Raw genomic sequence first — 23,494 nt, 5'->3', positions numbered from 1 at the left:
ATTCCTTAACCAGGAATCGCACTCGCCGCCACCTGTGGGATTTACAGTGGCGCTGTCAACTCCTTAGCGCGGCTGGGGGTCAATCGGTCCGGTCACCGACGGGTCCTGGGCGGGCGTGCCGACGGTGCGGGTCGCCTCTGCCGATGGCGTCGGATTGTCCCGCCAGTCCGACAGGCTGCCCCGCACCCGATCGTAATTGGCGACCGGATCGTACAACGGGCCACCGTCCAGACCCAGATCTTCCGCTTCGGCGCGCCCCATCGCCGCCAGCACGGCAAAGCCCGCGACATAGGCATCGCGCTCGGCGGTGACGAGCTGGACCTGGCTGTTGAGCAATTCCTGCTCGGCGTTCAGGATGTCGAGAATGGTTCGCGTGCCGACGCTGTTTTCGGCGCGAACGCCTTCGAGGCTGAGGCGATTGGCATCGACCGCCACGCGGCTGCTCTCGATCACGCGCAGCGCCGACTGATAGACCGCATAAGCGGACCGCACCTGCGCGATCACCCCGCGTTCCGCGGCCGTAACCTGCTCGATCGCCACCGATTCGCGGGCCTGTGCCTGGCGCACCTGCGCGGCAGGGCGCCCGCCCTGAAACAGCGGGATGCTCAGGCTCACCCCGGCCGACGTGGCAAAGCCGTCATTCTTGAGCCCGCTATTGGCGCCCACGCCGGGAACCGATCCGAAGCGATTGTAATAATCGCCACCGACTCCGACGCTGACGGTGGGCAGGCGCGCCGCACGCGCCACGCGAACGTCGTAACCGCTTGCTTCCCGCGCCTTGCGCGCGCCTTCCAGCGCCGGGTTTTCCTCTAGCGCGACGGCTACCGCCTGATCGGGACCGGCCGGCAGTCCCGGCAGCGGCGGCGGCGGGGTGAGCGCTCCCGGAGCGGTGCCGACGACGCGGATATAGGCTTCCCGGCTGGAGATCAGTCGCGCTTCCGCGCCGCGCAGCTGGGCCTGAGCCAGTGCCAGCCGCGCCTCGGACTGAGCGACGTCGGTGCGGGTGAGGTCACCCACCTCGAACCGGTCGCGCGTCGCCTGCAGGTTCACGTCGAGCGCGCGGACATTCTGCAGGTTGAGCCGCACCGTCGCTTCGTCACGGATCACGTCCATGTACGCCGCCACCACATCGGTGAACAGCGCCGCTTCGACACTGCGCAGGCCGGCGCGGCCGGCGGCAACGCGCGTTTCCGCCGCCCGCACCGAATTGCGCACCGCGCCACCCGAAAAGACCGGGACGCTCAGATCGACGCCCAGCGTGCCCTGGCGCGGCACCGATCCGGGCGTCGCATCGGTGTTCGACAGGCTTTCGCTATAGGCACCGGTCGAGGACACGCCCGGCAGGCCACGCGAACGCGCGATCGGCACATTCTCGTCGGTCGCGCGCAGATTGGCGCGCTCGGCGGTCAGGTCGGGGTTGGTGCGATAGGCCTTGACCATCGCCTCGCGCAGCGTCTCGGCGGGCCGGGGCGCGGGCGCCTGGGCTGCCGGCGGCACCGTCTGGGCGGCCACCGGAAGCGTCAGGGCGGTCACACTCACGCCGGCAAGGATCAGGCTCAATCGCATTTCGTTCGCTTTCTTCAGAACTGGAACCCGCGCGGCTTGGCGAAACCGGGCAAGGGCGCACATTCGATATCGACCACGCTGGCCAGTCCGACGCCGCCTCCGGTCCGCACGCCGGTGGCGATGCGGGTCACGCCGCGATCGAGCAAGCCGGTCACGACCCGGCCACCGTCACGCAGCTGGTCGGTCAGCTCGGCGGGAATCTGCTCTACCGCGCCGTCGATCAGCAACAGGTCATAGGGCGCACTCTCAGGCGCGCCGGCCGCGAGCGGGCCTTCGACCACCACGGCACCGGCATCCAGCGCAGTCCGGGCCAGTGCGGCCAGCGCGGCATCCTCTTCAACCATCGTCACCTGCGCGCCGAGCCGCGCCGCGATCGCCGCTGCATAGCCGCCAGCCGCGCCGATCATCAGCACCCGCTCACCCGGCTCGATCCGCGCCTCGGTCAGCAACAGCCCCGTGGCCAGCGGCGGATTCTGCATGCGTCCGTGGCCAAGCGGCAACGACCGGTCGCGATAGGCAAAGGGGCGCTGCGAGTCGGGCAGGAACGCCTCGCGGGGAACCTGCGCCATCGCCGCGACGACGCGCGTGTCGTTCACGCCGCTGGTGCGCAGCTGACTTGCCACCATCGCGGCACGGGCGGCCTCATGGGCCAGGGGTTCGGTGGTCGCGGTCATCATCACTCCAGCCCTGTTCGCACAACTGTTATAGTCACGCAATACACTTATTCGCTCGGCTGCTTCTATCCTGCACCGCCGCCCGCGCCAAGCGCTGCCCGGCGTTCATTCACGCTATTTTCGCGCTGCTAGCTGACTAGTGGTTGACATGGCGCCCGCCCCCGCGCACATCGCGCCCTCGCTGTCGAGGCCCGATGGCGGAGTGGTTACGCAGAGGACTGCAAATCCTTGCACGCCGGTTCGATTCCGGCTCGGGCCTCCAGCCTTTCTTCAGACCAGTTCCTTGAGCGGTACCGTGGCGTCGGGCAATGCCGCCGGATCGGGCGACAGCCGCTCGACCACCAGCTTGCGACCCTGCACATAATCCTTGGTCGCGTTGACGCAGTCGAGCGCGATGACGCGGCCGTCCTTCAGATACACGACCGAAAAGCTGCGGTTCGCCGGATCGCCGCGCAGGATCGCTTGGTCATGGCCGGTCGACAGGCCGACGGTCTGGAGCTTCAAATCATATTGGTTCGACCAGAACCACGGCACCGCGTCATAGGTCAGGTCCTGCCCCATGATCGTCTTGGCGACCAAGGTCGCCTGATCATTGGCGTTCTGCACCGATTCGAGCCGGATCGGCATGTCGTCGGCGAAGCGGTTGGCGTGGAGCGCGCAGTCGCCGATCGCGAAGATGTCGGGCAGCGAGGTGCGGCACTGATGGTCGACGGCGACGCCATTGCCGCCCTGCGCGCCCGCCGCGATCAATGGTTCGACGGCGGGGACGATGCCGATGCCGACGATTACCATTTGCGCGGGGATCACCGTGCCGTCCTGCATCCGCACGCCGCTCACCCGGCCCTCGCCCTCGATACACTCGACCGCTACGTTCAGCCGCACATCGACGCCATGCGCGCGATGCTCGGCTTCATAGAAGCGCGACAATGGCTCGCCCGCAACGCGCGCCAGCACGCGGTCGAGCGCTTCGAGCAGCACGACCTTCTTGCCGAACTTGGCGAGCACCGCTGCCGCTTCCAGCCCGATATAGCCGCCGCCGATCACGACCGCCTGTTCGACCCCGTCCAGCTCCGCCAGCATCCGGTCGGCATCGGCGCGGGTGCGGACGGTGTGGACGCCGATCAGGTCGTTGCCTGCACACCCGATCCGGCGCGGGCTGCCGCCGGTTGCCCAGATCAGCTGGCCATAGCCGATCGTCGCGCCATCCGCCGTGGTCACGCTGTGCGCGACCGGATCGACCGCAATCACGCGGCGGTTCAGCAGCATCTCGATAGTGCGTTCGACCCAGAAAGCGGCAGGGCGGATCAGGATGCGCTCGAACGCCTTCTCGCCCGAAAAATACTCTTTCGACAGCGGCGGGCGCTCATAGGGCAGCTCGGGCTCGTCGCCGATGATCGCGATCGTTCCCTCGAACTTGGCCTGGCGCAGCGCGATTGCCGCCTGTGCCCCACCATGTCCCGCACCCACGATCACGATGTCGAACTGCATCTTCCGCTCCCCGCATTTTGGGCAGCGGCTAGCAGCGGTAGCGGCAATGGCCAATAGCAAGCAGCTTTGGCGCGCGACGGCGCCGCGCCTCAGGCCATCGCCATCAGGCTCGCATTACCGCCCGCCGCCGTTGTGTTGATCGAGGTCGAAACTTCCTCCACCAGCCAGTCGAGCCGCGGCGTCCCGGCCTGTGCCAGCACGATCGGGCCAGGCAGGTCGGCGATGTCCGCCAGCGCCGCGCGGCGCGCCGCCGCATCGCCCTCGATCAGCGCGCCGCTATACGGTCCGCCCGCGCGCCAGTCGCCCACCCAATCGATGCGCTGCATCACGCGCTCCGGAGCGCCGTTCAGCTCCCCACGCAGCGCCATATTGCCGATCACCGCGCGGTTGCCGGTCGCCAGCACGGCGCACAGCTGCGCGATCAGCCCCGCACGCGTCTGCGGCAGCAGCAGCACCCGGCCCCGCGGGTGGATGGTGTAAAGGTTGGTCTCGCCCACCGGTCCCGGCAGTTCGAGCTGCGCGCCGAGCAGCGACGCCTCGCCGGCCTCCCGCGCACAATCGCCGCCCTCGCCCAGCCACAGCGCAAAGTCGCGCAGCGCCGGATCGGATGCCGACGAGGCGAGTTCCGCCGGCACCGTCGGTGCCTTGACCAGCCGCCCGAGATAGAGCGGCCCGCCCGCCTTCGGCCCGGTGCCCGAAAGCCCGCGCCCGCCGAATGGCTGCACGCCGACCACCGCGCCAATGATGTTGCGGTTGATGTAGAGATTGCCCGCCTCGACCCGCTGCGTGACATGCTCGACCGTCTCGTCCAGCCGCGTGTGCAGGCCAAAGGTCAGGCCATAGCCGGTCGCGTTGATCGCATCGATCACCCGGTCGAGGTCGCGGCGCTGGTAGCGCATGACGTGCAGCACCGGGCCGAACACCTCGCGCTGAAGATCGGCGATCGCGTCGATCTCGATGATCGTCGGGGGCACGAACGTCCCCTGCCCGGTCTCGCCCGCCAGCTCGATCTGCTCCACCCGGCGCCCCAGCCGGCGCATCTTTTCGATATGGCTGTTGATGTTGAGCTGTGCCTCGGCGCTGATCACGGGGCCGATATCGGTCGACAGTCGGTCGGTGCGGCCGATCGACAGCTCGTGCAGCGCGCCACGCAGCATCGTCAGGATGCGGTCGGCGACATCCTCCTGCAGGCACAGCACGCGCAGCGCCGAACAACGCTGCCCCGCGCTGTCGAAGGCGGAGGCGATGACATCGGCGACGACCTGTTCGGCCAGCGCCGAGCTGTCGACGATCATCGCATTCTGCCCGCCGGTTTCGGCGATGAACGGGATCGGCGTACCGTCGCTGGCAAGGCGGGTGGCAAGCTGGCGCTGGATGATCCGCGCAACCTCGGTCGAACCGGTGAACATCACCCCCTGCGTGCCCGCCGCGCCGACCAGCGTCGCGCCGATCTGGCCATCGCCGGGAACCAGCTGGACCACATCGGCGGGGACGCCGGCCGCGTGGAGGATCGCGATGCCCTGCGCGGCGATCAGCGGGGTTTCCTCGGCTGGCTTGGCCAGCACCGGGTTGCCCGTGACGAGCGCCGCCGCGACCTGTCCGATGAAAATCGCGAGTGGGAAATTCCACGGGCTGATGCACGTCACCGGGCCGAGCGGGGCGTGGGCGGCACCCAAGGTCGCGCGCGCCTGCTGCGCATAATAGCGCAGGAAATCCACCGCCTCACGCACCTCGGCAATCGCGTTCGGGGCGGACTTGCCCGCCTCGCGCATGATGAGCCCCATCAGCAGTTGCATCCGCGATTCCATGAGGTCCGCAGCGCGATCGAGACATGCGGCGCGTTCGGCAACCGGCACAGCGGCCCAGTCCGCCGCGACCGACTGGGCGCCTTCGACCGCCTGCAGCGCAGCCGTCTCGCTCATCTCGACCACCGTGCCGACAATGTCGAGCGCATCGGCCGGGTTCGCCACCGGGCGCGACTTGCCCTCGCCATTCGCCGGCTGGGCGAGCCAGCCAATCGCCGCACTCTCGCGCAGCGCGTCGCCGAGCGCGGCCAGCGCGGTCTCGTCCGACAGGTCGATCCCCGCCGAATTGACCCGCGCGCCATAGAGCTCGCGCGGTAGTGCGATGATCGGGTGCTTTGATCCCGGCGCATCCATCGCGGTCACGATCTCGACCGGGTCGGTCACCAGTTCGGCGATCGACACTTCGGGATTGGCGATGCGGTTGACGAAGCTGGAGTTCGCGCCGTTTTCGAGCAGGCGGCGGACGAGATACGCGAGCAGCGTCTCATGCGTGCCGACCGGCGCGTAGATGCGGCACGGGCGGTTTAGCTTCTCCGCGCCGACCACCTCGTCATAGAGCGGTTCGCCCATGCCGTGCAGGCACTGGAACTCGTAATCGCCAATGCTGAAGTCCGGCCCGGCAAGCTGGTAGATCGTCGCCAGCGTCTGCGCATTGTGCGTCGCGAATTGCGGGAAGACGTGGCGCTTCGCCGCGAGCAGATTCCGCGCGCAGGCGATATACGCGACATCGGTATGCACCTTGCGCGTGTAAACCGGAAAATCCGGAAGCCCGTCGACCTGCGCGCGCTTGATCTCCGCGTCCCAATAGGCGCCCTTGACCAGCCGCACCATGATCCGCCGCCCCGCGCGCTGGGCGAGGTCGATGATCCAGTCGATGACGAACGGACAGCGCTTGCCATAGGCCTGCACCACAAAGCCCAGCCCGTCCCATCCGGCCAAATCGGGGTCGAGCGCAAGGCTCTCGAGCAGGTCGAGCGACAGTTCGAGCCGGTCGGCCTCCTCCGCATCGATGTTGAAGCCGATGTCGTACGACTTTGCCAACACCGCCAGCGCCTTCACGCGCGGCAGCAGCTCGGCCATCACCCGCCCCGCCTGCGCGCGGGCATAGCGCGGGTGGAGCGCCGACAGCTTGATCGATATCCCCGGCCCGCCGACCACGCCACGGCCAGCCGACGCCGCGCCGATCGCGTTCACCGCAGTCTCGTAATCGCGATAATAGCGGTCGGCGTCCGCCATCGTCGTCGCCGCCTCGCCCAGCATGTCATAGCTGTACTGGAAGCCGCGCGCCTCCAGCGGGCGCGCGCGCTTGAGCGCCTCGGCGATCGTCTCGCCGGTCACGAACTGCTCGCCCATCATCCGCATCGCCATGTCGACGCCGCGCCGGATCACCGGCTCGCCCGCGCGCGCGATCAGGCGCGTCAGTGCCGCGGCCAGCCCGGCATCGTTGACGCTGCCGGTCAGCTTGCCGGTGACCACCAGCCCCCAGGTCGCCGCATTGACGAACAGCGAGCGGCCATCGCCGATATGGCTTTTCCAGTCGCCATCCGAAATCTTGTCGCGGATCAGCGCGTCGCGCGTGGCGGCATCGGGAATGCGCAGCAGCGCTTCGGCAAGGCACATCAGCGCCACGCCCTCCTGGCTCGACAGCGCATATTCCTGCACCAGCCCCTCGACCCCGGTGCCCCTATGCTTGGCGCGCAGCGCAGTAATCAGCCCGGTCGCAGTCGCCTTCGCCGCTTCCCGCACGCCGGTGGGCAGAGTCGCCGCTTCGATCAGCGCGGCGAGGCATTCGGGCTCGGGCCGGCGATAGGCGGCGGTGATTGCCGCGCGCAGCGGAGTGGCGGGGCGGACGGGCGGCGCGAAATCGGCGAAGGGCTTGGTCATTGCGCCATGATACCAGATGCGGAGGCGGCAGATGGACTTTTGAAATGTCTTTGGCTTATCGCTTTGCCTTCAAATCAAGCCCGGAACAGTCAAGATGCGCCAGAATACCCTCGAGCACAGCGATCTCGACCCGTTCGACCGCAAGATCGTCGAAATCCTGCGCATTGATGGCCGTATCTCGATCACCGACCTCGCCGCCCGCGTCGGCCTGTCCAAGACGCCATGCCAAGTGCGGGTCAAACGCCTGATCGCCAGCGGCGTAATCCGCGGCTTCCGCGCGATCGTCGATCCCGCCCGCCTCGGCCTCGATCACATTGCTTTTACCGAGGTGAAACTGTCCGACACGCGTGAGGACGCGCTGGAGGCGTTCCGACAGGCCGTGCTGCGCATCCCCGAGGTCGAGGAATGCCACATGATCGCCAGCAGCTTTGACTATCTGCTCAAGGTACGCACCGCCGACATCCGCCGTTATCGCGAAGTGCTCGGCGAACGCATCTCCAGCCTGCCGCACGTGGCAAGTACATCGACCTTTGTCGCGATGGAGACGATCCGCGATGCAGGTGGCTGACCGGCCCGGCCCGCCACCTGCGCGCGTCCATTCCTAAAAGTCGAAACGCAGCGATCCGGATACCGTGCGACCGTTAGCGGTGCGGGCAAAGCCGATGCCGCTGGCCGGGACGCTGGCCTGATTGACCTCGAAAATCCCGAGCTGATCGAACGCGTTGTTGACATTCAATGCGAAGCTGCCGCCCTTGAACAGCTTAATCTGGGCGAACAGGTCGACCGTGGTGAAGCCGGGCATGACCAGCAGGTTGGTATCCTGCGCGTAGCTCTTGGTAATGGTCACCACGCTGGCACCCACGGTCGCCCGGCCGAGGTCGGCTGAACCGGTAGCGGTCAGCGTCCAGTCGGGCTGGTGACGCGGCACCTTGCCGGTCAGCGACGGGACGAGCAGATCTTCGGTGATCTTGGCCTTGGTATAGGTCGCGCCAGCCATCAGGCTGAACGGACCGCGCTGGATCCCGCCTTCCAGCTCGACGCCGGTGGCGCGATAGGTGCGGTCGGTACGGTTGGCCGCGCCGTTGAGCACATTATGGTCAGCGGCGGTAACGCGGAACGCAGTGGCGTTGAACGTGAACCCGTCCTTGCGGAACTTGAACCCGCCTTCCAGCTGCCTGACCTCATCCTGCTTGTCGCGCTCACTGCGGATATCGCCGGTGTCATTGTTGATCAGGGGGGTGAACAGCACCTTGTCGGCATTGGCCCGCGCGCCCTTGCTGTAGCGCGCGAAGACCGAAAAGGGTTCGGCGACGCGATAGTTCACGCCCGCCGAATAGCTGAGATAGCCATAATCGTAATTGACCGCCCCCGGCTGGCTGAAGGGCAGGAACGCGACGCGCGTTTCAGCGGGGTTGATCAGGCCGTCGCGGTTGATGTCCTGCGTGATCAGGCCGACGCTGCCATTGTTGAGGTCCGCGCCGACCAGCGTCCCGCGCACCTTGCCGCTGTCATAGCGCAGGCTGCCGCCGATCGCGAGCTTGCCAACATGGAAATTGACCGAGCCATAGGGCGCGAACACCCTGTAGTTCACGTCGAACGCGCGGCGGAACAGGCTGCTGGCGCGGGCAAAGGCGTAGTAACCGTTCAGCGTCTGCGGCGCGCCGCTCGCGTTGAAGATGTCGACCATCGCGGTGCCATTGTCGCCATTGGCGTCGACATTCATCGCCGTGTGCAACCAGGTGGTATTGAGATCCTGCGTCGCGAAATAGGCGCCGAGCGTCGTGGTAAGCTTGCCGCCCGATACATTCCACACCTTCGACCCGCGAATGTCATTGGTAAAATTGTCGAGGGAGCGGGCCCGGACGAACGACACGAAATAGAGCGAGAGCAGGCCGTTGCCATTGATGTTGGCGGTGGGGCTGATCGGCTGGCCTGCCAGCGGGCCGCTGGCATAGCGCGCCGTTGCGCCCGCGCCACCCTGGCCGGCGGCAAAGGCCGACACCGTATTCGCGACGTTGGGGAAAGCGCGGCTGAAATCACCGCGATTGACCGAGTAGCGCATGCGTTCGGTGATCGTCCAACCGGCGATCTCGAACTGGCCCTCGAACCCGATCGACCGCGATTCCGCGCTCTGCCCGGTGGCGATCGGCAGGGCGGCAGGCTGATTATTCTGATCCAGCGTGATCACCGGCCCAAGATTGGAGGACAGCACCGAATCCCGCCGCAGGTCAAAGCCCGGAAAGCTGCGAATGACGGGGTTTTCGTTGGTGCCGGTGATGTTCGCGAAATAGGGCGCGAAGGTCGGCGAGCGGTCGTCGAGGAGCTTCAGGTACAGACGGACATATCCGCTGTCGAACTGGTGGGTAAGGTTGGCCTTGATCTGCCCACCCTTCCAGCCGTCAAAACCGATGTCGCGCGGGCCTTCGCCGGAGCGATAGAAACCCCCGACATGGAAGCGGGTATTTTCACCCAGCCTGGCCCCGTAGCTGAAGTCGACGCGCTTCTCGTCGTAATCAAGGCCGGTCGACAGCTGAATCGTGCCGCCTTCGACCTCGCCGGTACGCGACAGGATGTTGATCAGACCGCCAGGCGAGTTGGACGCAAAGGTCGAGGCCGAGCCACCCCGGATCGATTCGATCGCAGCAACGCTCAGGTCGTTGCGCAGATAGACGTCGGCCGCAACGTTGAACAGGTCGGCAAACTCGAGCACCGGCAGACCGTCTTCCTGAAGCTGCATATATTTGGAACCACCGGCAGCAAGCGGCAGGCCGCGCACCGTATAGTTGTTGTTGCCCTCGCCAATGCTGGTCGCAACGCGCAGGCCGGCCATCGTCCGCAGCACTTCGCCGAGCGGGCGCGGCCCGAGCTTCTGGACATCGTTGCCGCGCAGAGCGCTGGTGGAAGTGGCGCTGTCGAGGCGATCGCGCCCCTTGGCCACGCCGGTGGAGAAGAGTTCCTGCGCCTGCGGTGCCGGCTTGGGATCGGCCTGTTCTTCCGTCTCTGCCGCACGATCCTTGTCAGGCAGGGCAGCAGCAGCGGCGGCGGCGGGCATCGTAATCGCAAGATACGATACAAACACGAGAAGTGACGTCTTCGCCATGATCAATGATCCTCACCTGTTCCCGTTCTTTGTTGCGGGATTTCGGCAATCAGATACGCCGCATCTCCCGAGACGATTCCTTCATATAGGGGTCAGGCGAGCATCGGTCGGGAGGATCAAGCGCGACACCAAGTATATATCGACAGAACAAGGGAGATTTTCCCAAATACTGTATAAATACAGACGTCATTTTCATGCGCCATTAGCGCAGTAAGAAGATTGGTTTAAATCATAACAATTGGGGGGGGGGGGGGGGTCGTGGGCCCTGCCACCGCGAATAGCTTCAGCGACTGGCCACCGGCCGACGGCGAATCAAGCCGATGCGCGCGTCAATGCGGTGCGCGAAAATCCGCAGCACCAGTGGCACGCAACACGATGTAATCGTGCGCTGAAATCAGCTGAGTGGTGATTTGGTAGCGGAGGAGGGACTTGAACCCCCGACCCCAGGATTATGATTCCCGTGCTCTAACCAACTGAGCTACTCCGCCCTACCATGGCGGCTCGCATCCGTTCGGGTGCGAGCGAGAGCGGCGCACATACGGAGCGATTCCGGCGCGGTCAAGCGAACATGTGACGGGAAATAGCTTCCCACGGTCCGCCACGATAATACCAGGCGGCGAGACCCGCGATCTCCACATCGCGCGGCCGGAATTCCCGGCCCAGCGCGCCCAGCAACAGCTTGGCCATCGCCGGCGTAACCTTGTTCTGGATCGTGACGTGGGGGCGCCAGCCGCCGGCATCCTGCGGGGTCAGCAGCCCGGCAAAGGCTTCGCTCAGGTCACTGCGGATCGCCGCCAGCCCCGGCGATTCGATCCGCACCGCGACGCCACGCCCCAGCGACATCAGCCCCGCCGCCCGCGCCGCCGGCGCACGAACGCCGCGCGTTGCGGCGTTCAGCCGGTGCTTGAGCTCGTCCAGCGCCGACGGCGGGAGGTGATGGAACAGGGTCAGATGCGCGGGCAGCACATTGCGCTCGGGCGGAAAATGCGCCCGCCGCAACGCATCGAACTCGGCCTGATCCTGCCGCCCGAGCAGCGCGGACACGATGATCGGAGCGGGAGTCATGCTTTGCTCCCGCACCGGCCCGGCGTCGCCGCGCGACCAAACGCCCTCAAATTTCGACCTGACTCCCCAGCTCGACCACGCGATTGGTGGGCAGCCGGAAGAACTCCATCGCACTTTCGGCGTTGCGCAGCATCCACGCGAACAGCTTTTCGCGCCAGATCGGCATGCCCGGATGCTCCGACGGCAACAATGTCTGCCGCGACAGGAAGAAGCTCGTGTCCATCATCTTGAATGCGCCACCACATTCGGCGCACGATTGCAGCGCCGCGGGCACGTCCGCCTCCTGCATGAAGCCGTAAAAGATCTTCATGCGGTGGAACCCCTGCCCCAGGTCGTCGAGCGTCACCCGATCCTTCTCGTCGACATAAGGCTGGTCGGCGATCTTGACCGTCAGCAGCACCACCCGCTCGTGCAGCACCTTGTTGTGCTTGAGGTTGTGGAGCAGCGCGTGCGGCACGCCCTCGGGGGTAGAGGTCATGAACACGGCGGTCCCCTTGACCCGCGTCGCGGAGCTTGCCGCCGACTGGATGAACACCTGGATCGGCATCGCGCTCTCGCGCATCCGGTCCACCATCAGGCGACGTCCCTTCGACCAGGTCGTGAGCAGCGTAAAGATCACCACGCCCGCCAGTAGCGGGAACCAGCCACCATCGGGCACCTTGGTCAGGTTCGCCGTGAAATAGGCCAGATCGACGACGAAGAAGAGCGCGAGCAGCGGCACCGCGTAGCGCTTCTTCCACTTCCACAGGCCGAACAGGACGACCGCGATCAGGAAATTGTCGATCAGCATCGCCCCGGTCACCGCGATGCCATAGGCCGCGGTGAGGTTGGACGAGGTCTGGAAGCTCAGAACGAGCAGGATGATGGCGATCATCAGCGCCCAGTTGATCAGCGGGATGTAAATCTGTCCCGCCGTCGATGCGCTGGTGTGGCTGATCCGCAGGCGCGGGATGAAGCCGAGCTGGATGCCCTGCTGCGTGACCGAGAAGGCACCGGTGATGACTGCCTGCGATGCGATGATCGCCGCCATCGTCGCGATACCGACCAGCGGCAGCCGCAGCCATTCGGGCGCAAGCAGATAGAATGGGCTCTGCAATGCACTGGCGTCACGCATCAACAGCGCGCCCTGCCCCATATAGTTGAGCATCAGCGCCGGGAGCACGAACCACAACCACGACACGCGGATCGGACGCCGTCCGAAATGGCCCATGTCCGCATAGAGCGCCTCGGCGCCCGTCACCGCGAGCACGACCGAGCCAAGCGCAAGAAACGCAGCAAATCCGTCGATCACGAAGAAATTCACGGCATAGCCGGGCAACAGCGCCCACAGCACTTCCGGTGTCTTGATCACGCTGAGCGTGCCCAGCGTGGCGATGACCGCGAAATAGCCGAGCATGATCGGCCCGAACATCGCGCCGACCCGCGCGGTACCGGTCCGCTGGATCGAAAACAGCGCCACGAGGATGCCGACCGCGATCGGCAGGATCCATCCCGAAAACGCCGGCGCGGCCACCGCAATACCCTCAACCGCCGACAGCACCGAGACCGCCGGGGTGATCATCGAGTCGCCATAAAAGAGCGCGGTCGCGAACACGCCGAGGATGACGATCCCCGCAGTCCATTTCTTCTGGCCGCTCGCGCGGTTGATCAGTGCGAGCAGCGCCAGGCTGCCCCCCTCACCCTTGTTGTCGGCGCGCATGATGATCGTGACATATTTCAGCGTCACGACCGCCATCATCGACCAGAACATCAGGCTGATCACGCCCATGATGTGTTCCTGGTCCAGCGCGAGGGGGTGATGCCCCGCAAAGGTTTCCTTGAACGCATAAAGCGGGCTGGTGCCGATGTCGCCGAACACGATCCCGATCGCGCCGACCGCGAGCTTCCACAGCGCGGCCTCGCGGCCATGCGGGTGATGCTGGTCGGTGGGAGTCGAGTCGGCAGCCGGCTCGTGGCTTCCGTTGGGCTCGCTCACGGGAAGAACTTACGTGCCGTGGCGAGAGAGCGAGGGGTCATCAGACCAATGCCTGTCCGTTGAAACAGCGCGGGCGGTTAGCACGTGCAGCATGGGGTAGCAACGGGTAGCAGGCCTAGCCCCAGCCTGACCGCGAGTTGCAGAGGCGAAGCGGGCGGCTAGAACCGCCCGGTGACCCAGCCCCTGTTCTTGCTTCCTGCGCTTCTGTTTCTCTGGATATTGATCGACGCGATCCGAACCGGGGAGGGCCACAGATGGTCCTCGATCAACCCGAAGCGCTGCGATCAGCCCGTGTTTTTCTGGATCTTCACGGCCAACTGGGGCCTGTCGTCGATCTTGTCCTTCCTCGCCGCCGCTGACATTCCAGCGAGATGGCTGAATACATTCTAGGCCAAGCGCGATTGCCCGCCCGCGCTTGTGGCTACCGTCCGCCAGCAAACAGCGCATCCGCCTCGCTTCGCGTCGGGACCGAGCGTAGCACGAAGCTCGAACTGATCTTCACCACGCCGGGCAAACGGCCCATTTTTTCGCGGTGCAGGCGCTCGTAATCATCGAGGTCACGGCACAGCACCTTCAGGCGGTAATCATAGCCACCCGATACCAGCGCGCATTCGACGATCCCGTCGATCTGCGCGACCGCAGCCTCGAACCGCGCGAGATCCTCGTCCACTTCGGTGCCGAGCGTGATGTCGACAAAAGCGGTGACGCTATAGCCCAATCGCCGCAGCCCGAGCCGGGCGGCATAGCCCTGAATATGGCCCGACGCCTCCAGCGCCTGAATGCGGCGCGTGCACGCCGATGGGGACAGGCCGACCTCGCCCGCGATCTGGTTCACCGGCGCCCGCGCATTCGTGGCGAGCAGTTTCAGGATTGCGGCGTCGATTCGATCCATCTTGCACGAATTTCCAATAATGTTCCTCTAAACACCATACGCGTGCGTCATCACGATGAACAGCGCATGACTTTGCAGGGATTTGCGGTGGCAAGCTGCGCTACGGTCACACTCGAAACAAAAACCAGGTCGGAGAGTGTCCATGCGCGTCGGTGTCCCCAAGGAAATCAAGAACCACGAATATCGCGTGGGCCTGACCCCGCCACTGGTCGCCGAGCTGAGCGCCGCGGGGCATGAGGTGGTCGTACAGACCAATGCCGGCATGGGCATCGATTTCAGCGACGCCGATTACATCGCCGCGGGTGCACGCATTGTCGGCACTCCCGCCGAAGTGTTCGCGCAGAGCGACATGATCGTAAAGGTCAAGGAGCCGCAGCCGAGCGAGATCGCATTGCTCGAACCGCGCCACACGCTGTTCACCTATCTCCACCTCGCCGCCGACAAGCCGCAGGCCGAAGGGCTGATGAAGTCGGGTGCAACCTGCATCGCCTATGAAACGGTGACCGCCAACGACCGTTCGCTTCCGCTGCTCAAGCCGATGAGCGAAGTCGCGGGCCGCATGTCGGTGCAGGTCGGCGCGCATTACCTCGAAAAGGAACAGGGCGGCCGCGGCGTGCTGCTCGGCGGGGTTCCCGGCGTGGCGCCGGCGCGCGTCGCGATCCTCGGCGGCGGCGTTTCGGGCATCAATGCGGCACAGATGGCGACCGGCCTGCGCGCCGATGTCACCATCTATGACATCAACAATGCCCGTCTTGCCGAACTCGACATGCATTTCGGCAGCACGATCAAGACAGCCTATGCCAGTAAGGCGGCGATCGCCGCGGCGGTGGCGAATGCGCACCTCGTGATCGGCGCGGTGCTGGTTCCCGGCGCAGCGGCGCCGAAGCTGGTGACGCGCGAGATGCTCAAGACGATGAAGCGCGGCAGCGTGCTGGTCGACATCGCGATCGATCAGGGCGGCTGTTTCGAGACGAGCCACGCGACCACGCATGAAAACCCGGTCTATGAGGTCGATGGCGTGATCCACTATTGCGTCGCCAACATGCCCGGCGCGGTCGCGCGCACCAGCACCTTCGCGCTCAACAACGCGACGCTGCCGTTCGTGATGAAGCTTGCCAACCTTGGCGCGGAACAGGCGATGGCCGCCGATCCGCACCTCGCCAACGGCCTCAACGTCTATCAGGGCAAGATCGCGTTCAAGGCGGTCGCCGACGACCTCGACCTGCCGTTCCAGGCTTGGAGCGCCTGAACCCGTCCGGTCCTCCCCTGCCCCGCAGGGGAGGATGCGATCGCGTCAGACTTCCGCTGTTGCCCAGGTTTCGGCGGCGTTGGGTGAGACGAAGATGTTCTGATACGCGACCAATGTCCGGCGCAACTGCATCTTGAGCAGGCTGGACTCGACGATCAGCGCAACGCGGTCCCCGGCACGATAGAGGCGAAGATTGCCCGCGCGCATCCTGTCCGCGGCGTCCTGCGTCCGGATCGGCGCGTTACGCAGGTCCGCCAGCACGCGGACGCGACCGAAACATGCGCGCATGTCCGCAACGATCGGGTCGAGCACGGCAAGATACCGGTCGACCTCGTCGCCGAGCCGCAACCCCACGCAACGGATCCGCAGCAGGCCGAGCCGATCGTCGCGGATCACTTCATATTGGTCCGCAACCGACGCGACCACGCGCCCATGCGCCTCGCCGGCCCGCATGGTTACCGGTATCATAGCCCCTCCCCCCGCAGCTTATAATGGGTCGCGAGCGTAACGAGCCTAGGTAAAGAAAGCGGTAACCCGAAGAATCGCCGCTCCAGCTTGCCTTTTCCCGTCTCCCCGGCTATGCGGCGCCCGTTCTGCGAGCGGCGCTTGCGGAGGGAAGCGCGGGGCGTAATACCCCAGCGCCGTTTTCGCTTTTCCAGAAAGAGCGTCAGTCCCTTCGCCCGGGCCGTTCAACGAATGCCGCGACCGGCGTTCGGCCGCCGCGGCGTTTCGGCCTCAAAGACCGCTGGATCCAACCAGCCGGCCGGAAAAACGATAGTTAGGACTGAACCCTTTATGGCCTCTACGGCAAACCCCTCGCGCGACGATTTCGCCGCGCTTCTCGACCAGACCCTCGGCGGCGCAGAAAGCTTTGAAGGCCGCGTCGTCATCGGCACCGTCACCGGCATCGAAAACGACCTCGCCGTCATCGACGTCGGCCTCAAGAGCGAAGGCCGCGTGCCGCTGCGCGAATTCGCGGCGCCGGGCCAGAAGGCTGACCTCAAGATCGGCGACGAAGTCGAAGTTTATGTCGACCGCGTCGAGAACGCCAATGGCGAAGCGATGCTGTCGCGCGACCGCGCGCGCCGCGAAGCCGCATGGGACAAGCTCGAGCTGGAGTTCAGCCAGGGCAACCGCGTCGAAGGCGTGATCTTCGGGCGCGTCAAGGGCGGCTTCACCGTCGATCTCTCGGGCGCCGTTGCATTCCTGCCGGGCAGCCAGGTCGATATCCGCCCGGTCCGCGACGTTCAGCCGCTGATGGACCTGCCGCAGCCGTTCCAGATCCTGAAGATGGACCGCAAGCGCGGCAACATCGTCGTTTCGCGCCGCGCCGTCCTCGAAGAGAACCGCGCCGAGCAGCGTTCGGGCCTGATCCAGTCGCTGGCGGAAGGCCAGGTGATCGACGGCGTCGTCAAGAACATCACCGATTATGGTGCGTTCGTCGACCTGGGCGGCATCGACGGCCTGCTGCACGTCACCGACCTCAGCTACAAGCGCGTCAACCACCCGTCGGAAATGCTGAACATCGGCGACACGGTGAAGGTGCAGATCATCCGCATCAACCGCGACACCCAGCGCATCAGCCTCGGCATGAAGCAGCTTGAGAGCGATCCGTGGGACGGCGCCGGCGTCAAGTATCCGGTCGGCGCGAAGCTGAGCGGCCGCGTGACCAACATCACCGAATATGGCGCCTTCGTCGAGCTGGAGCCGGGCATCGAAGGCCTGGTCCATGTCAGCGAAATGAGCTGGACCAAGAAGAACGTCCATCCGGGCAAGATCGTGTCGACCAGCCAGGAAGTCGACGTGATGGTGCTCGAGGTCGACCAGGACAAGCGCCGCATCTCGCTCGGCCTCAAGCAGGCCCAGCAGAACCCGTGGGAGGCCTTCGCGGCTGCGCACCCGGTCGGCACCGAAGTCGAGGGCGAAGTCAAGAACGCCACCGAATTCGGCCTGTTCATCGGCCTCGACAACGACGTCGACGGCATGGTCCACATGTCCGACATCGCGTGGGGCATTTCGGGCGAGGACGCGCTGGCGCTGCATCGCAAGGGCGAGATGGTCAAGGCCGTCGTGCTCGCGGTCGAGCCGGACAAGGAGCGCATCAGCCTCGGCATGAAGCAGCTCGAGCGTGGTGGCGTCCCGACGCCGGCAGCGGGCGCACGCGTCAACAAGAACGAGATCGTCACGGTCACCGTTCTCGAAGTGCGTGACTCGGGCCTTGAGGTTCAGGTCGGCGAAGACGGCGTGACCGGCTTCATCAAGCGCACGGACCTGGGTCGCGACCGCGACGAGCAGCGTCCGGAACGCTTCCAGGTCGGTCAGAAGTTCGACGCGATGGTCACCGGCCTCGATCGTTCGAAGAAGCCGACCTTCTCGGTCAAGGCGATGCAGATCGCCGAGGAAAAGGAAGCGGTTGCACAGTATGGTTCGTCCGATTCGGGCGCGTCGCTGGGCGACATTCTCGGCGAAGCGCTCAAGGCGCGCGAAGAGAAGAAGTAACTGGTTCACGGGCGGGTGCGTTGTGCACCCGCCCGGTTCCCGCAAATTCAAAGGCTTCGGCCACCAAGTTTCAGAATTGTTGCGCATCCGGCAAGATTCCGTTGATGCCCGCCCCCTTCCCCGCCTACAGCATCATGCATCAGACTGCGGTGCCGATACCGCGGCCCGGCAATGGGGATAATGATGATCCGATCCGAACTCGTTCAGATGCTTGCGACGGACAATCCCGACCTCGCGATGCGGGAGATCGAGCGCATCGTCGATATTTTCTTCGAGGAGATCGCGCAGCGGCTGGTGGACGATGGACGCGTGGAGTTGCGAGGCTTCGGCGCCTTTTCGACCCGTGCCCGGGACGCCCGCACCGGACGCAACCCCCGCACCGGCGAAGCCGTCGATGTCGAGGCGAAGCGGGTTCCCTATTTCAAGCCCGGCAAGGAAATGCGCACGCGCCTCAACGTCTGAGCCGGCGGCACCGCTAAGCGCTTGGCAGGCCGCCACTGCGCCGATAGAGCCGCGCAGGACCGGCTGCCCTGCACCGGTCGCAAGGCGCGGGCGTGGCGGAATGGTAGACGCACCGGACTTAAAATCCGTTGGGCCGCAAGGCCCGTGGGGGTTCAAGTCCCCCCGCCCGTACCAGCCGTTTTCACACGCCGTATGGCCGGTCCCCAGCTTTCCCGGGTCGTTGCCCTGTCGCAACGGTCCCGCTATCCTGCTCGGATTGGGGGAGCATGACCGATGCCGCAATTCGCCACCCGTGCCGAGCGAACGCCCAGTCGAGGCACCAAAGCCGGGGCGCCCGCAGCATCCAGCGCACGGCCGCAATTGGCCCAGCTTGCCGCCGCGCTCGCCGGCAGCCCCCGTGCAAAGGCGCTCGTCCAGCGCCATGCCCAGCTGCAAAAGCCTGGCCTATGCCAGCTCTCCCGATCCGGGCAGCCGGTCATCCAGCTAGAGTCCGAGGTCAAGTACAAGACCCAGACAGTCGGCTATGAGGATGAAAATGGCGACCTCCAAAAGGAGGAGGTCGGCAAGGTTGCGGACGCATGGATCGATGCGCGCGACCCAATCGCGGGATCGGCCCCCAATGGCCAGCAACCGGAACTGTACAAGCAAATCGGAAAAGCGTTCAAAGCGCGTTTCGTCCGAGGTCATCTGCTCAACGACAATCTCGGTGGCGTCGGAGAGATTTATAATCTTTTCCCGATTACATACTCGGCCAATGCGGAACATAAAAATACCGCAGAAGGTAAGTTAAAGCAAAATGCGCGCGTAGAGCTTCACGAGAAGAGCCTTCAGGATAAATTGGCCAAGAGCGGCAACAAAAAGAAGGCAACGGAGAAACTCGTTCCCCCGTTCGTACATTATCGCGTGACGGCGATCGCAGCGAATCCCGATAACCTGACCGAGAACGCTGCCGCCGACTTCAAATGCGAGATGGTTGCTGCCCATAGCCTGCTCCCGATGGGACAGAATGAGGTCTGGACCATTTACAGCCGCCCCGGAGCAAAGATCACTGCCACAGGGCGTCGGGCAACGAAGCAGGAAGCCAAAAACGAGAATCTGGGCCCCTTCAAGAGCCAGGGCCATGGCGAGGCAAGCTCGGTCTCCACGAGCCTGAGGCGTAGCAAGGTCAACGGATGGCGTGGCGACTCCGGATTCAAGTTCTCGACAAAGGGAGTTAGCCGGCACGTCAGGCTTGCCAGACAAAAGAAGGTCGCACTCAAAAAACTCGCCAAGAAAATTGAGAGCAACCCGGTCCATGATGAATTTTATTTCGAAGCGATGGACCGAGCGGAAACCATCCTCGAAACCGTTCACGATCAATCCAACATCAACACGGCGCTAGCCAAACTCGACATCGTTCTGGACAGGTGGGTGCTGCAAAGAAGAAAATCGGAGTATCTGTACAATCTGAAAAAGTGGCTCAACAGCACAACCCTTTCGCTTTCGAACAAGAACGAAATGCTCAAGTTCGCGACCGAAGAGCTGAAAGCGGTAAAAGACATATCGCTCGTCAAGCAGGAGGCGCAACGCATCGATACGTTGATCAAGAACAAGGTTAGCAAGCTCGCTAAAAAAACGCAGCCGCAGCTCAACCCGAATTAGCAGCTAATCACGTGGCCTGAACTGTGCCGCCGCCAGCCCCGCGCGCGCCATTTTGTCGTAAAAGGTCTTGCGCGGAATGCCGAGCAACTCGATTGCCCGGGCGACATTGCCGCGCGTCGTTTCCAGCGTTTCGCGCAGCAGCATCGCCTCATAGGCCGCGATCCGGTCGGGCAGGCTTTGATGCTGCGCCACCGGCACCGCACCGTCGTTCAAGTTCAGCACCGCGCTGAACGCGAAGTTCCGCAGCTCGCGGACGTTACCGGGCCAATCATGGTCGAGCAGATGGCGCCGAACCGCGTCGGTCATGCGAAAGCCACCCTGCCCGGTCTGCGTCACCGCCTCGGCAACGAACGCGGCGAACAACTGCGCGATGTCCGAACGCCGCTCGCGCAACGGCGGGATCGACAGACGCACGACGTTAAGCCGGAAATACAAATCGTTGCGGAATGCGCCCCGTCGTGACAGTTCGCGCAGATCGCTTTTTGCCGAAGCGATGACGCGCAGATCCAGCGGCATTGGGCGCTCGGCGCCGACCGGCAGCACTTCACGCTCCTCCAGCACACGCAGCAGGCGCGGCTGCACCTCCAGCGGCATGCCGTCGATCTCGTCAAGGAACAGCGTCCCGCGGCTCGAGGCCTCGATCCGTCCGGCCCGCTCAAACCGGCCATAGGGCACTGCATCGGCGGCATGGCCGAACAGCTCGATCTCGGCCTGGGCAGGCGGCAAGGCGGCACAGTTGACCGCGATGAACGGTCGCGCTGCCCGCGCCGATCCGCGATGCAACATCGCCGCGACCAATTCCTTGCCGGTCCCCGTCTCACCTTCCACCAGCACATCGACCTCGGCGCGCGCGACTTGCGCGACACTCTCGCGCAGTCGCACCATCGCCGGGCTGTCGCCGATCAGTGGACTGTCCGGCGGGCTGGCGGCTGCGGCACGCAAGGCACGATTGTCGAGTATGAGCCGCCGATGCGCCAACGCCCGCCGCACCGACGCGACCAGATGGTCGGCGGCAAAGGGCTTGGGCAGGAAATCGAACGCACCATCGCGCAGCGCGCCGACCGCCATTGGCACATCCGCATGGCCGGTGATCAGGATGACCGGCAGTTCGGGGTCCATTGCGCGCAGGTGGGCGAACAGCTGCAGCCCGTCCATTCCGGGCATGCGGATGTCGCTGACGACCACGCCGTCGAACGCCGGTCCGATCGCCGCCAGTGCCGTCGCAGCATCGGCGAAGGCACGCACCGGAAGTCCGGCCAGCTCCAGTGTCTGCGCGTTCGCCTCGCGCAGCGGCGCGTCGTCATCGACGAAGAAGACGGTCTGCGCGCCCGCGCCGATCATGCGCGCAGCAGCGTCAGTTCGAACTGCGCCCCCTCGCCTGTCTGGACCAGAATCAGCTCGCCGCCGAAATCACGCGCAATATCGCGCGAGATCGCAAGCCCCAGCCCAAGCCCGGCTTCCCGCCCGGTGACGAAAGGCGTGAACAGCTGATCGCGCAGGTCCGGTGGCACCCCCGGCCCATTGTCGGTCACGGTGATGCGTGCACGCTCCGCTGCCGCCTCCACGGCAAGGATCACGCGCGGCGCTTCGGTCGAGCCAAGTGCGTCGAGCGCATTTTGCACCAGGTTGATCAGTACTTGTTCGAGCCGCACGCGATCGGCGATGACGCGGACGGTCAGGTCGCCGCGCCGTTCGAACGCGACCCCCGCCGCGCGCACGCGATCGCCGATCAGCAGCATGACGGAATCGAGTGCCGACCCGATCTCGACCGCGCCGATTTCGGGGGTGCGTTTGCGCGCGAAGTTGCGCAACTCGGCGGTGATCGTGCCGATCCGCTCGGTCAGCGCGCTGATCCGCCCGAGATTGTCGGTCGCCCGCGCCGTCTCGCCACGGTCGAGCAGCTGGCGGGCATTGTCGGCAAAGGTGCGGATCGCGGCGACCGGTTGGTTGATCTCATGCGCCACCCCGGCGGTAATCTGCCCCAGCGAGCCGAGGCGGCTGGCCTGTGCCAGTTCCTCGCGCGCCGCGCGATAGCGCTGGTCCGCCCGCGCGCGCTCCGCGCTTTCTGCCTCCAGCTGTTTGTTGGTCTCGCGCAGTTCGGCGGTGCGCTCGGCCACTTGCGCCTCCAGCGCTGCACGCGCTGCTGCCTGCAGCTGCTGTCGCTCCCGCGCGCGCCACACCAGGACCAGCGCGCCGACGATCAACGCAAGCGCGGCGAGCGTGACGAGCCGGGCATTGGCATTGGCGCTGGCCAGCGCCGGACGCAGCGGCATCAGCACATGCAGTCGCGCCCCGGCAAGCGGCGCGGCAACGCTCGCCACGCGACCCGCGGCATCGGGGTCCGCCTGCCGCACATCCGCACCCGCGATGGTCAGCGGCAATGGCGAGAGGGGCAAGGTGCCGTACTGCCGCGAGCTGCGGATGGCCCGACGGCTCTCCGCCGACAAGGGAGCGACAGCGCGAAAGCGCCAGTCGGGACGGCCGGTGACGATCACCACGCCGTGCCGGTCGGTGACGATCGTCGTCCCCTGCTGCGCCGCCCAGGCCGACTGGACGCGTTCGAACTCGATCTTGACAACCACGACCCCGAGCGGGCGCGCAAGCGTACCGATCCGCTGCGCAAGATACAGGCCCGGCACACCGCTGATCGTGCCCAGCGCGAACAGCTCGGCACTGCCGTCGCGCAATGCATCCCGGAAATAGGGACGAAATCCGTAATTCTGCCCGACAAAGCTGGTCGGCAGACGATGATTGCTTGCGGCAACAGTTCGGCCCCGCGCGTCGATGACATAGATTGCCGCCGCATCGGTGCGCCGGGCCAGCAGCTCCAACCGGGCGTTCACCCGTGCCGCGACGGTCGCCGACGGGGCATCCAGCAATGCGGGCACATCCGGATATTCGGTAAGGACGAGTGGAAGCAGTCGGAACTTCTGCAACTCGCTGGTGAGCAACCCGGCATTGGCGCGCGCCAGTTCGGCAGCGGCCGCATCGGTCGCCGCCACGGCCTGTCCCCGCGCCCAGCGCGCCGCTCCCAACGCGACCGCACCCACCAGCACAAGGCCGATGACCGCGACCAGTGCCACGCGCCGCGATATCCGAGTCTTTGCCACGTCCATTCGCGCGGAATACCACACATGACCGGCTTTTCATGTGCGAATTTTCACACATATTTGTTCGGTCGATGAAGCGTATTT

At 65.3% G+C, this 23,494-nt stretch carries 16 protein-coding genes and 3 tRNA genes; 7 read left to right on the top strand and 12 right to left on the bottom strand.

The window, feature by feature from the left end; translation table 11 throughout:
• Positions 1-63 precede the first annotated feature (63 nt).
• A complete protein-coding gene (locus tag J2Y54_RS00425) occupies positions 64-1,566 on the bottom strand; it encodes a TolC family outer membrane protein (protein WP_310036036.1) in 1,503 nt (500 codons plus the stop codon).
• 14 nt (positions 1,567-1,580) lie between these two features.
• Positions 1,581-2,243: a protein-L-isoaspartate O-methyltransferase gene (locus J2Y54_RS00420; protein ID WP_310036035.1), complete on the bottom strand. Its 663-nt coding sequence runs from the start codon at positions 2,241-2,243 to the stop codon at positions 1,581-1,583.
• Between the two features lie 185 nt (positions 2,244-2,428).
• Between J2Y54_RS00420 and J2Y54_RS00415 the strand changes: the two genes are divergently transcribed.
• Positions 2,429-2,502: transfer RNA gene (locus J2Y54_RS00415), tRNA-Cys, on the top strand.
• A gap of 8 nt (positions 2,503-2,510) precedes the next feature.
• On the opposite strand, the gene J2Y54_RS00410 is transcribed toward J2Y54_RS00415, so the two are convergent.
• Together J2Y54_RS00410 and putA are read right to left on the bottom strand one after the other, a co-directional pair.
• Entirely contained in the window at positions 2,511-3,728 is a 1,218-nt protein-coding gene (locus tag J2Y54_RS00410) for an FAD-dependent oxidoreductase (RefSeq protein WP_310036033.1), read from the bottom strand.
• 89 nt (positions 3,729-3,817) lie between these two features.
• A complete protein-coding gene (gene putA, locus J2Y54_RS00405; RefSeq protein WP_310036032.1) occupies positions 3,818-7,417 on the bottom strand; it encodes a trifunctional transcriptional regulator/proline dehydrogenase/L-glutamate gamma-semialdehyde dehydrogenase in 3,600 nt (1,199 codons plus the stop codon).
• A gap of 94 nt (positions 7,418-7,511) precedes the next feature.
• Between putA and J2Y54_RS00400 the strand changes: the two genes are divergently transcribed.
• The gene (locus tag J2Y54_RS00400) at positions 7,512-7,985 is read left to right on the top strand and encodes an Lrp/AsnC family transcriptional regulator (protein WP_310036030.1); all 474 of its coding nucleotides are present in this window, start codon (positions 7,512-7,514) and stop codon (positions 7,983-7,985) included.
• Positions 7,986-8,018: 33 nt separating this feature from the next.
• On the opposite strand, the gene J2Y54_RS00395 is transcribed toward J2Y54_RS00400, so the two are convergent.
• The 5 genes from J2Y54_RS00395 to J2Y54_RS00375 form a co-directional block, all read right to left on the bottom strand.
• Positions 8,019-10,469, bottom strand: coding sequence for a TonB-dependent receptor domain-containing protein (locus J2Y54_RS00395; protein WP_310036029.1), 2,451 nt, complete (start codon positions 10,467-10,469; stop codon positions 8,019-8,021).
• A gap of 459 nt (positions 10,470-10,928) precedes the next feature.
• A tRNA-Met gene (locus J2Y54_RS00390) sits at positions 10,929-11,005 on the bottom strand.
• A 70-nt stretch (positions 11,006-11,075) separates the two neighbouring features.
• Positions 11,076-11,582: a 2'-5' RNA ligase family protein gene (locus J2Y54_RS00385; protein WP_310036027.1), complete on the bottom strand. Its 507-nt coding sequence runs from the start codon at positions 11,580-11,582 to the stop codon at positions 11,076-11,078.
• A gap of 46 nt (positions 11,583-11,628) precedes the next feature.
• A complete protein-coding gene (locus J2Y54_RS00380) occupies positions 11,629-13,557 on the bottom strand; it encodes a potassium transporter Kup (RefSeq protein WP_405052853.1) in 1,929 nt (642 codons plus the stop codon).
• 421 nt (positions 13,558-13,978) lie between these two features.
• Positions 13,979-14,449 carry an Lrp/AsnC family transcriptional regulator gene (locus tag J2Y54_RS00375; RefSeq protein ID WP_310036025.1) on the bottom strand — a complete coding sequence of 157 codons (471 nt, stop codon included), beginning with the start codon at positions 14,447-14,449 and terminating at the stop codon, positions 13,979-13,981.
• Positions 14,450-14,591: 142 nt separating this feature from the next.
• Here J2Y54_RS00375 and ald point away from each other — a divergent pair, with 142 nt between their 5' ends.
• Positions 14,592-15,698 carry an alanine dehydrogenase gene (ald, locus tag J2Y54_RS00370; protein ID WP_310036024.1) on the top strand — a complete coding sequence of 369 codons (1,107 nt, stop codon included), beginning with the start codon at positions 14,592-14,594 and terminating at the stop codon, positions 15,696-15,698.
• Between the two features lie 45 nt (positions 15,699-15,743).
• Here the strand turns inward: ald and J2Y54_RS00365 are convergent, their stop codons facing one another.
• Complete coding sequence (locus tag J2Y54_RS00365; protein ID WP_310036022.1) at positions 15,744-16,166, bottom strand: hypothetical protein; 423 nt, start codon at positions 16,164-16,166, stop codon at positions 15,744-15,746.
• 327 nt (positions 16,167-16,493) lie between these two features.
• On the opposite strand from J2Y54_RS00365, the gene rpsA reads away from it, so the two are divergent.
• The 4 genes from rpsA to J2Y54_RS00345 all read left to right on the top strand — a co-directional run bounded on the left by rpsA (position 16,494) and on the right by J2Y54_RS00345 (position 20,300).
• Positions 16,494-18,197 carry a 30S ribosomal protein S1 gene (gene rpsA / locus J2Y54_RS00360; protein ID WP_310036019.1) on the top strand — a complete coding sequence of 568 codons (1,704 nt, stop codon included), beginning with the start codon at positions 16,494-16,496 and terminating at the stop codon, positions 18,195-18,197.
• A 183-nt stretch (positions 18,198-18,380) separates the two neighbouring features.
• Positions 18,381-18,659: an integration host factor subunit beta gene (locus J2Y54_RS00355; protein ID WP_310036016.1), complete on the top strand. Its 279-nt coding sequence runs from the start codon at positions 18,381-18,383 to the stop codon at positions 18,657-18,659.
• Between the two features lie 86 nt (positions 18,660-18,745).
• Positions 18,746-18,833 (top strand) — tRNA-Leu (locus J2Y54_RS00350).
• A gap of 99 nt (positions 18,834-18,932) precedes the next feature.
• Positions 18,933-20,300, top strand: coding sequence for a hypothetical protein (locus J2Y54_RS00345; protein WP_310036013.1), 1,368 nt, complete (start codon positions 18,933-18,935; stop codon positions 20,298-20,300).
• A gap of 3 nt (positions 20,301-20,303) precedes the next feature.
• Here the strand turns inward: J2Y54_RS00345 and J2Y54_RS00340 are convergent, their stop codons facing one another.
• Entirely contained in the window at positions 20,304-21,641 is a 1,338-nt protein-coding gene (locus J2Y54_RS00340) for a sigma-54 dependent transcriptional regulator (protein ID WP_310036010.1), read from the bottom strand.
• Positions 21,638-23,383, bottom strand: a complete 1,746-nt coding sequence (locus tag J2Y54_RS00335) for an ATP-binding protein (protein WP_310036008.1) — start codon at positions 23,381-23,383, stop codon at positions 21,638-21,640. Before J2Y54_RS00335 ends, J2Y54_RS00340 begins: the two co-directional genes overlap by 4 nt.
• Positions 23,384-23,494 lie beyond the last annotated feature (111 nt).

Origin of the sequence: Sphingomonas sp. BE123 (genome assembly GCF_031456015.1) — a bacterium.
Lineage (GTDB): Bacteria > Pseudomonadota > Alphaproteobacteria > Sphingomonadales > Sphingomonadaceae > Sphingomonas.
Note: the sequence above shows the minus strand (reverse complement) of the source record. Positions and strands in the feature narration are given on the sequence as shown.

Coding starts and splice junctions, on each gene's coding strand:
- J2Y54_RS00425 (WP_310036036.1), bottom strand. CDS start 1,566: ATGCGATTGAGCCTGATCCTTGCCGGCGTGAGTGTGACCGCCCTGACG.
- J2Y54_RS00355 (WP_310036016.1), top strand. CDS start 18,381: ATGATCCGATCCGAACTCGTTCAGATGCTTGCGACGGACAATCCCGAC.
- J2Y54_RS00420 (WP_310036035.1), bottom strand. CDS start 2,243: ATGATGACCGCGACCACCGAACCCCTGGCCCATGAGGCCGCCCGTGCC.
- J2Y54_RS00385 (WP_310036027.1), bottom strand. CDS start 11,582: ATGACTCCCGCTCCGATCATCGTGTCCGCGCTGCTCGGGCGGCAGGAT.
- J2Y54_RS00395 (WP_310036029.1), bottom strand. CDS start 10,469: ATGCCCGCCGCCGCCGCTGCTGCTGCCCTGCCTGACAAGGATCGTGCG.
- rpsA (WP_310036019.1), top strand. CDS start 16,494: ATGGCCTCTACGGCAAACCCCTCGCGCGACGATTTCGCCGCGCTTCTC.
- putA (WP_310036032.1), bottom strand. CDS start 7,417: ATGACCAAGCCCTTCGCCGATTTCGCGCCGCCCGTCCGCCCCGCCACT.
- J2Y54_RS00410 (WP_310036033.1), bottom strand. CDS start 3,728: ATGCAGTTCGACATCGTGATCGTGGGTGCGGGACATGGTGGGGCACAG.
- J2Y54_RS00365 (WP_310036022.1), bottom strand. CDS start 16,166: ATGATACCGGTAACCATGCGGGCCGGCGAGGCGCATGGGCGCGTGGTC.
- J2Y54_RS00340 (WP_310036010.1), bottom strand. CDS start 21,641: ATGATCGGCGCGGGCGCGCAGACCGTCTTCTTCGTCGATGACGACGCG.
- J2Y54_RS00345 (WP_310036013.1), top strand. CDS start 18,933: ATGCCGCAATTCGCCACCCGTGCCGAGCGAACGCCCAGTCGAGGCACC.
- J2Y54_RS00375 (WP_310036025.1), bottom strand. CDS start 14,449: ATGGATCGAATCGACGCCGCAATCCTGAAACTGCTCGCCACGAATGCG.
- J2Y54_RS00400 (WP_310036030.1), top strand. CDS start 7,512: ATGCGCCAGAATACCCTCGAGCACAGCGATCTCGACCCGTTCGACCGC.
- ald (WP_310036024.1), top strand. CDS start 14,592: ATGCGCGTCGGTGTCCCCAAGGAAATCAAGAACCACGAATATCGCGTG.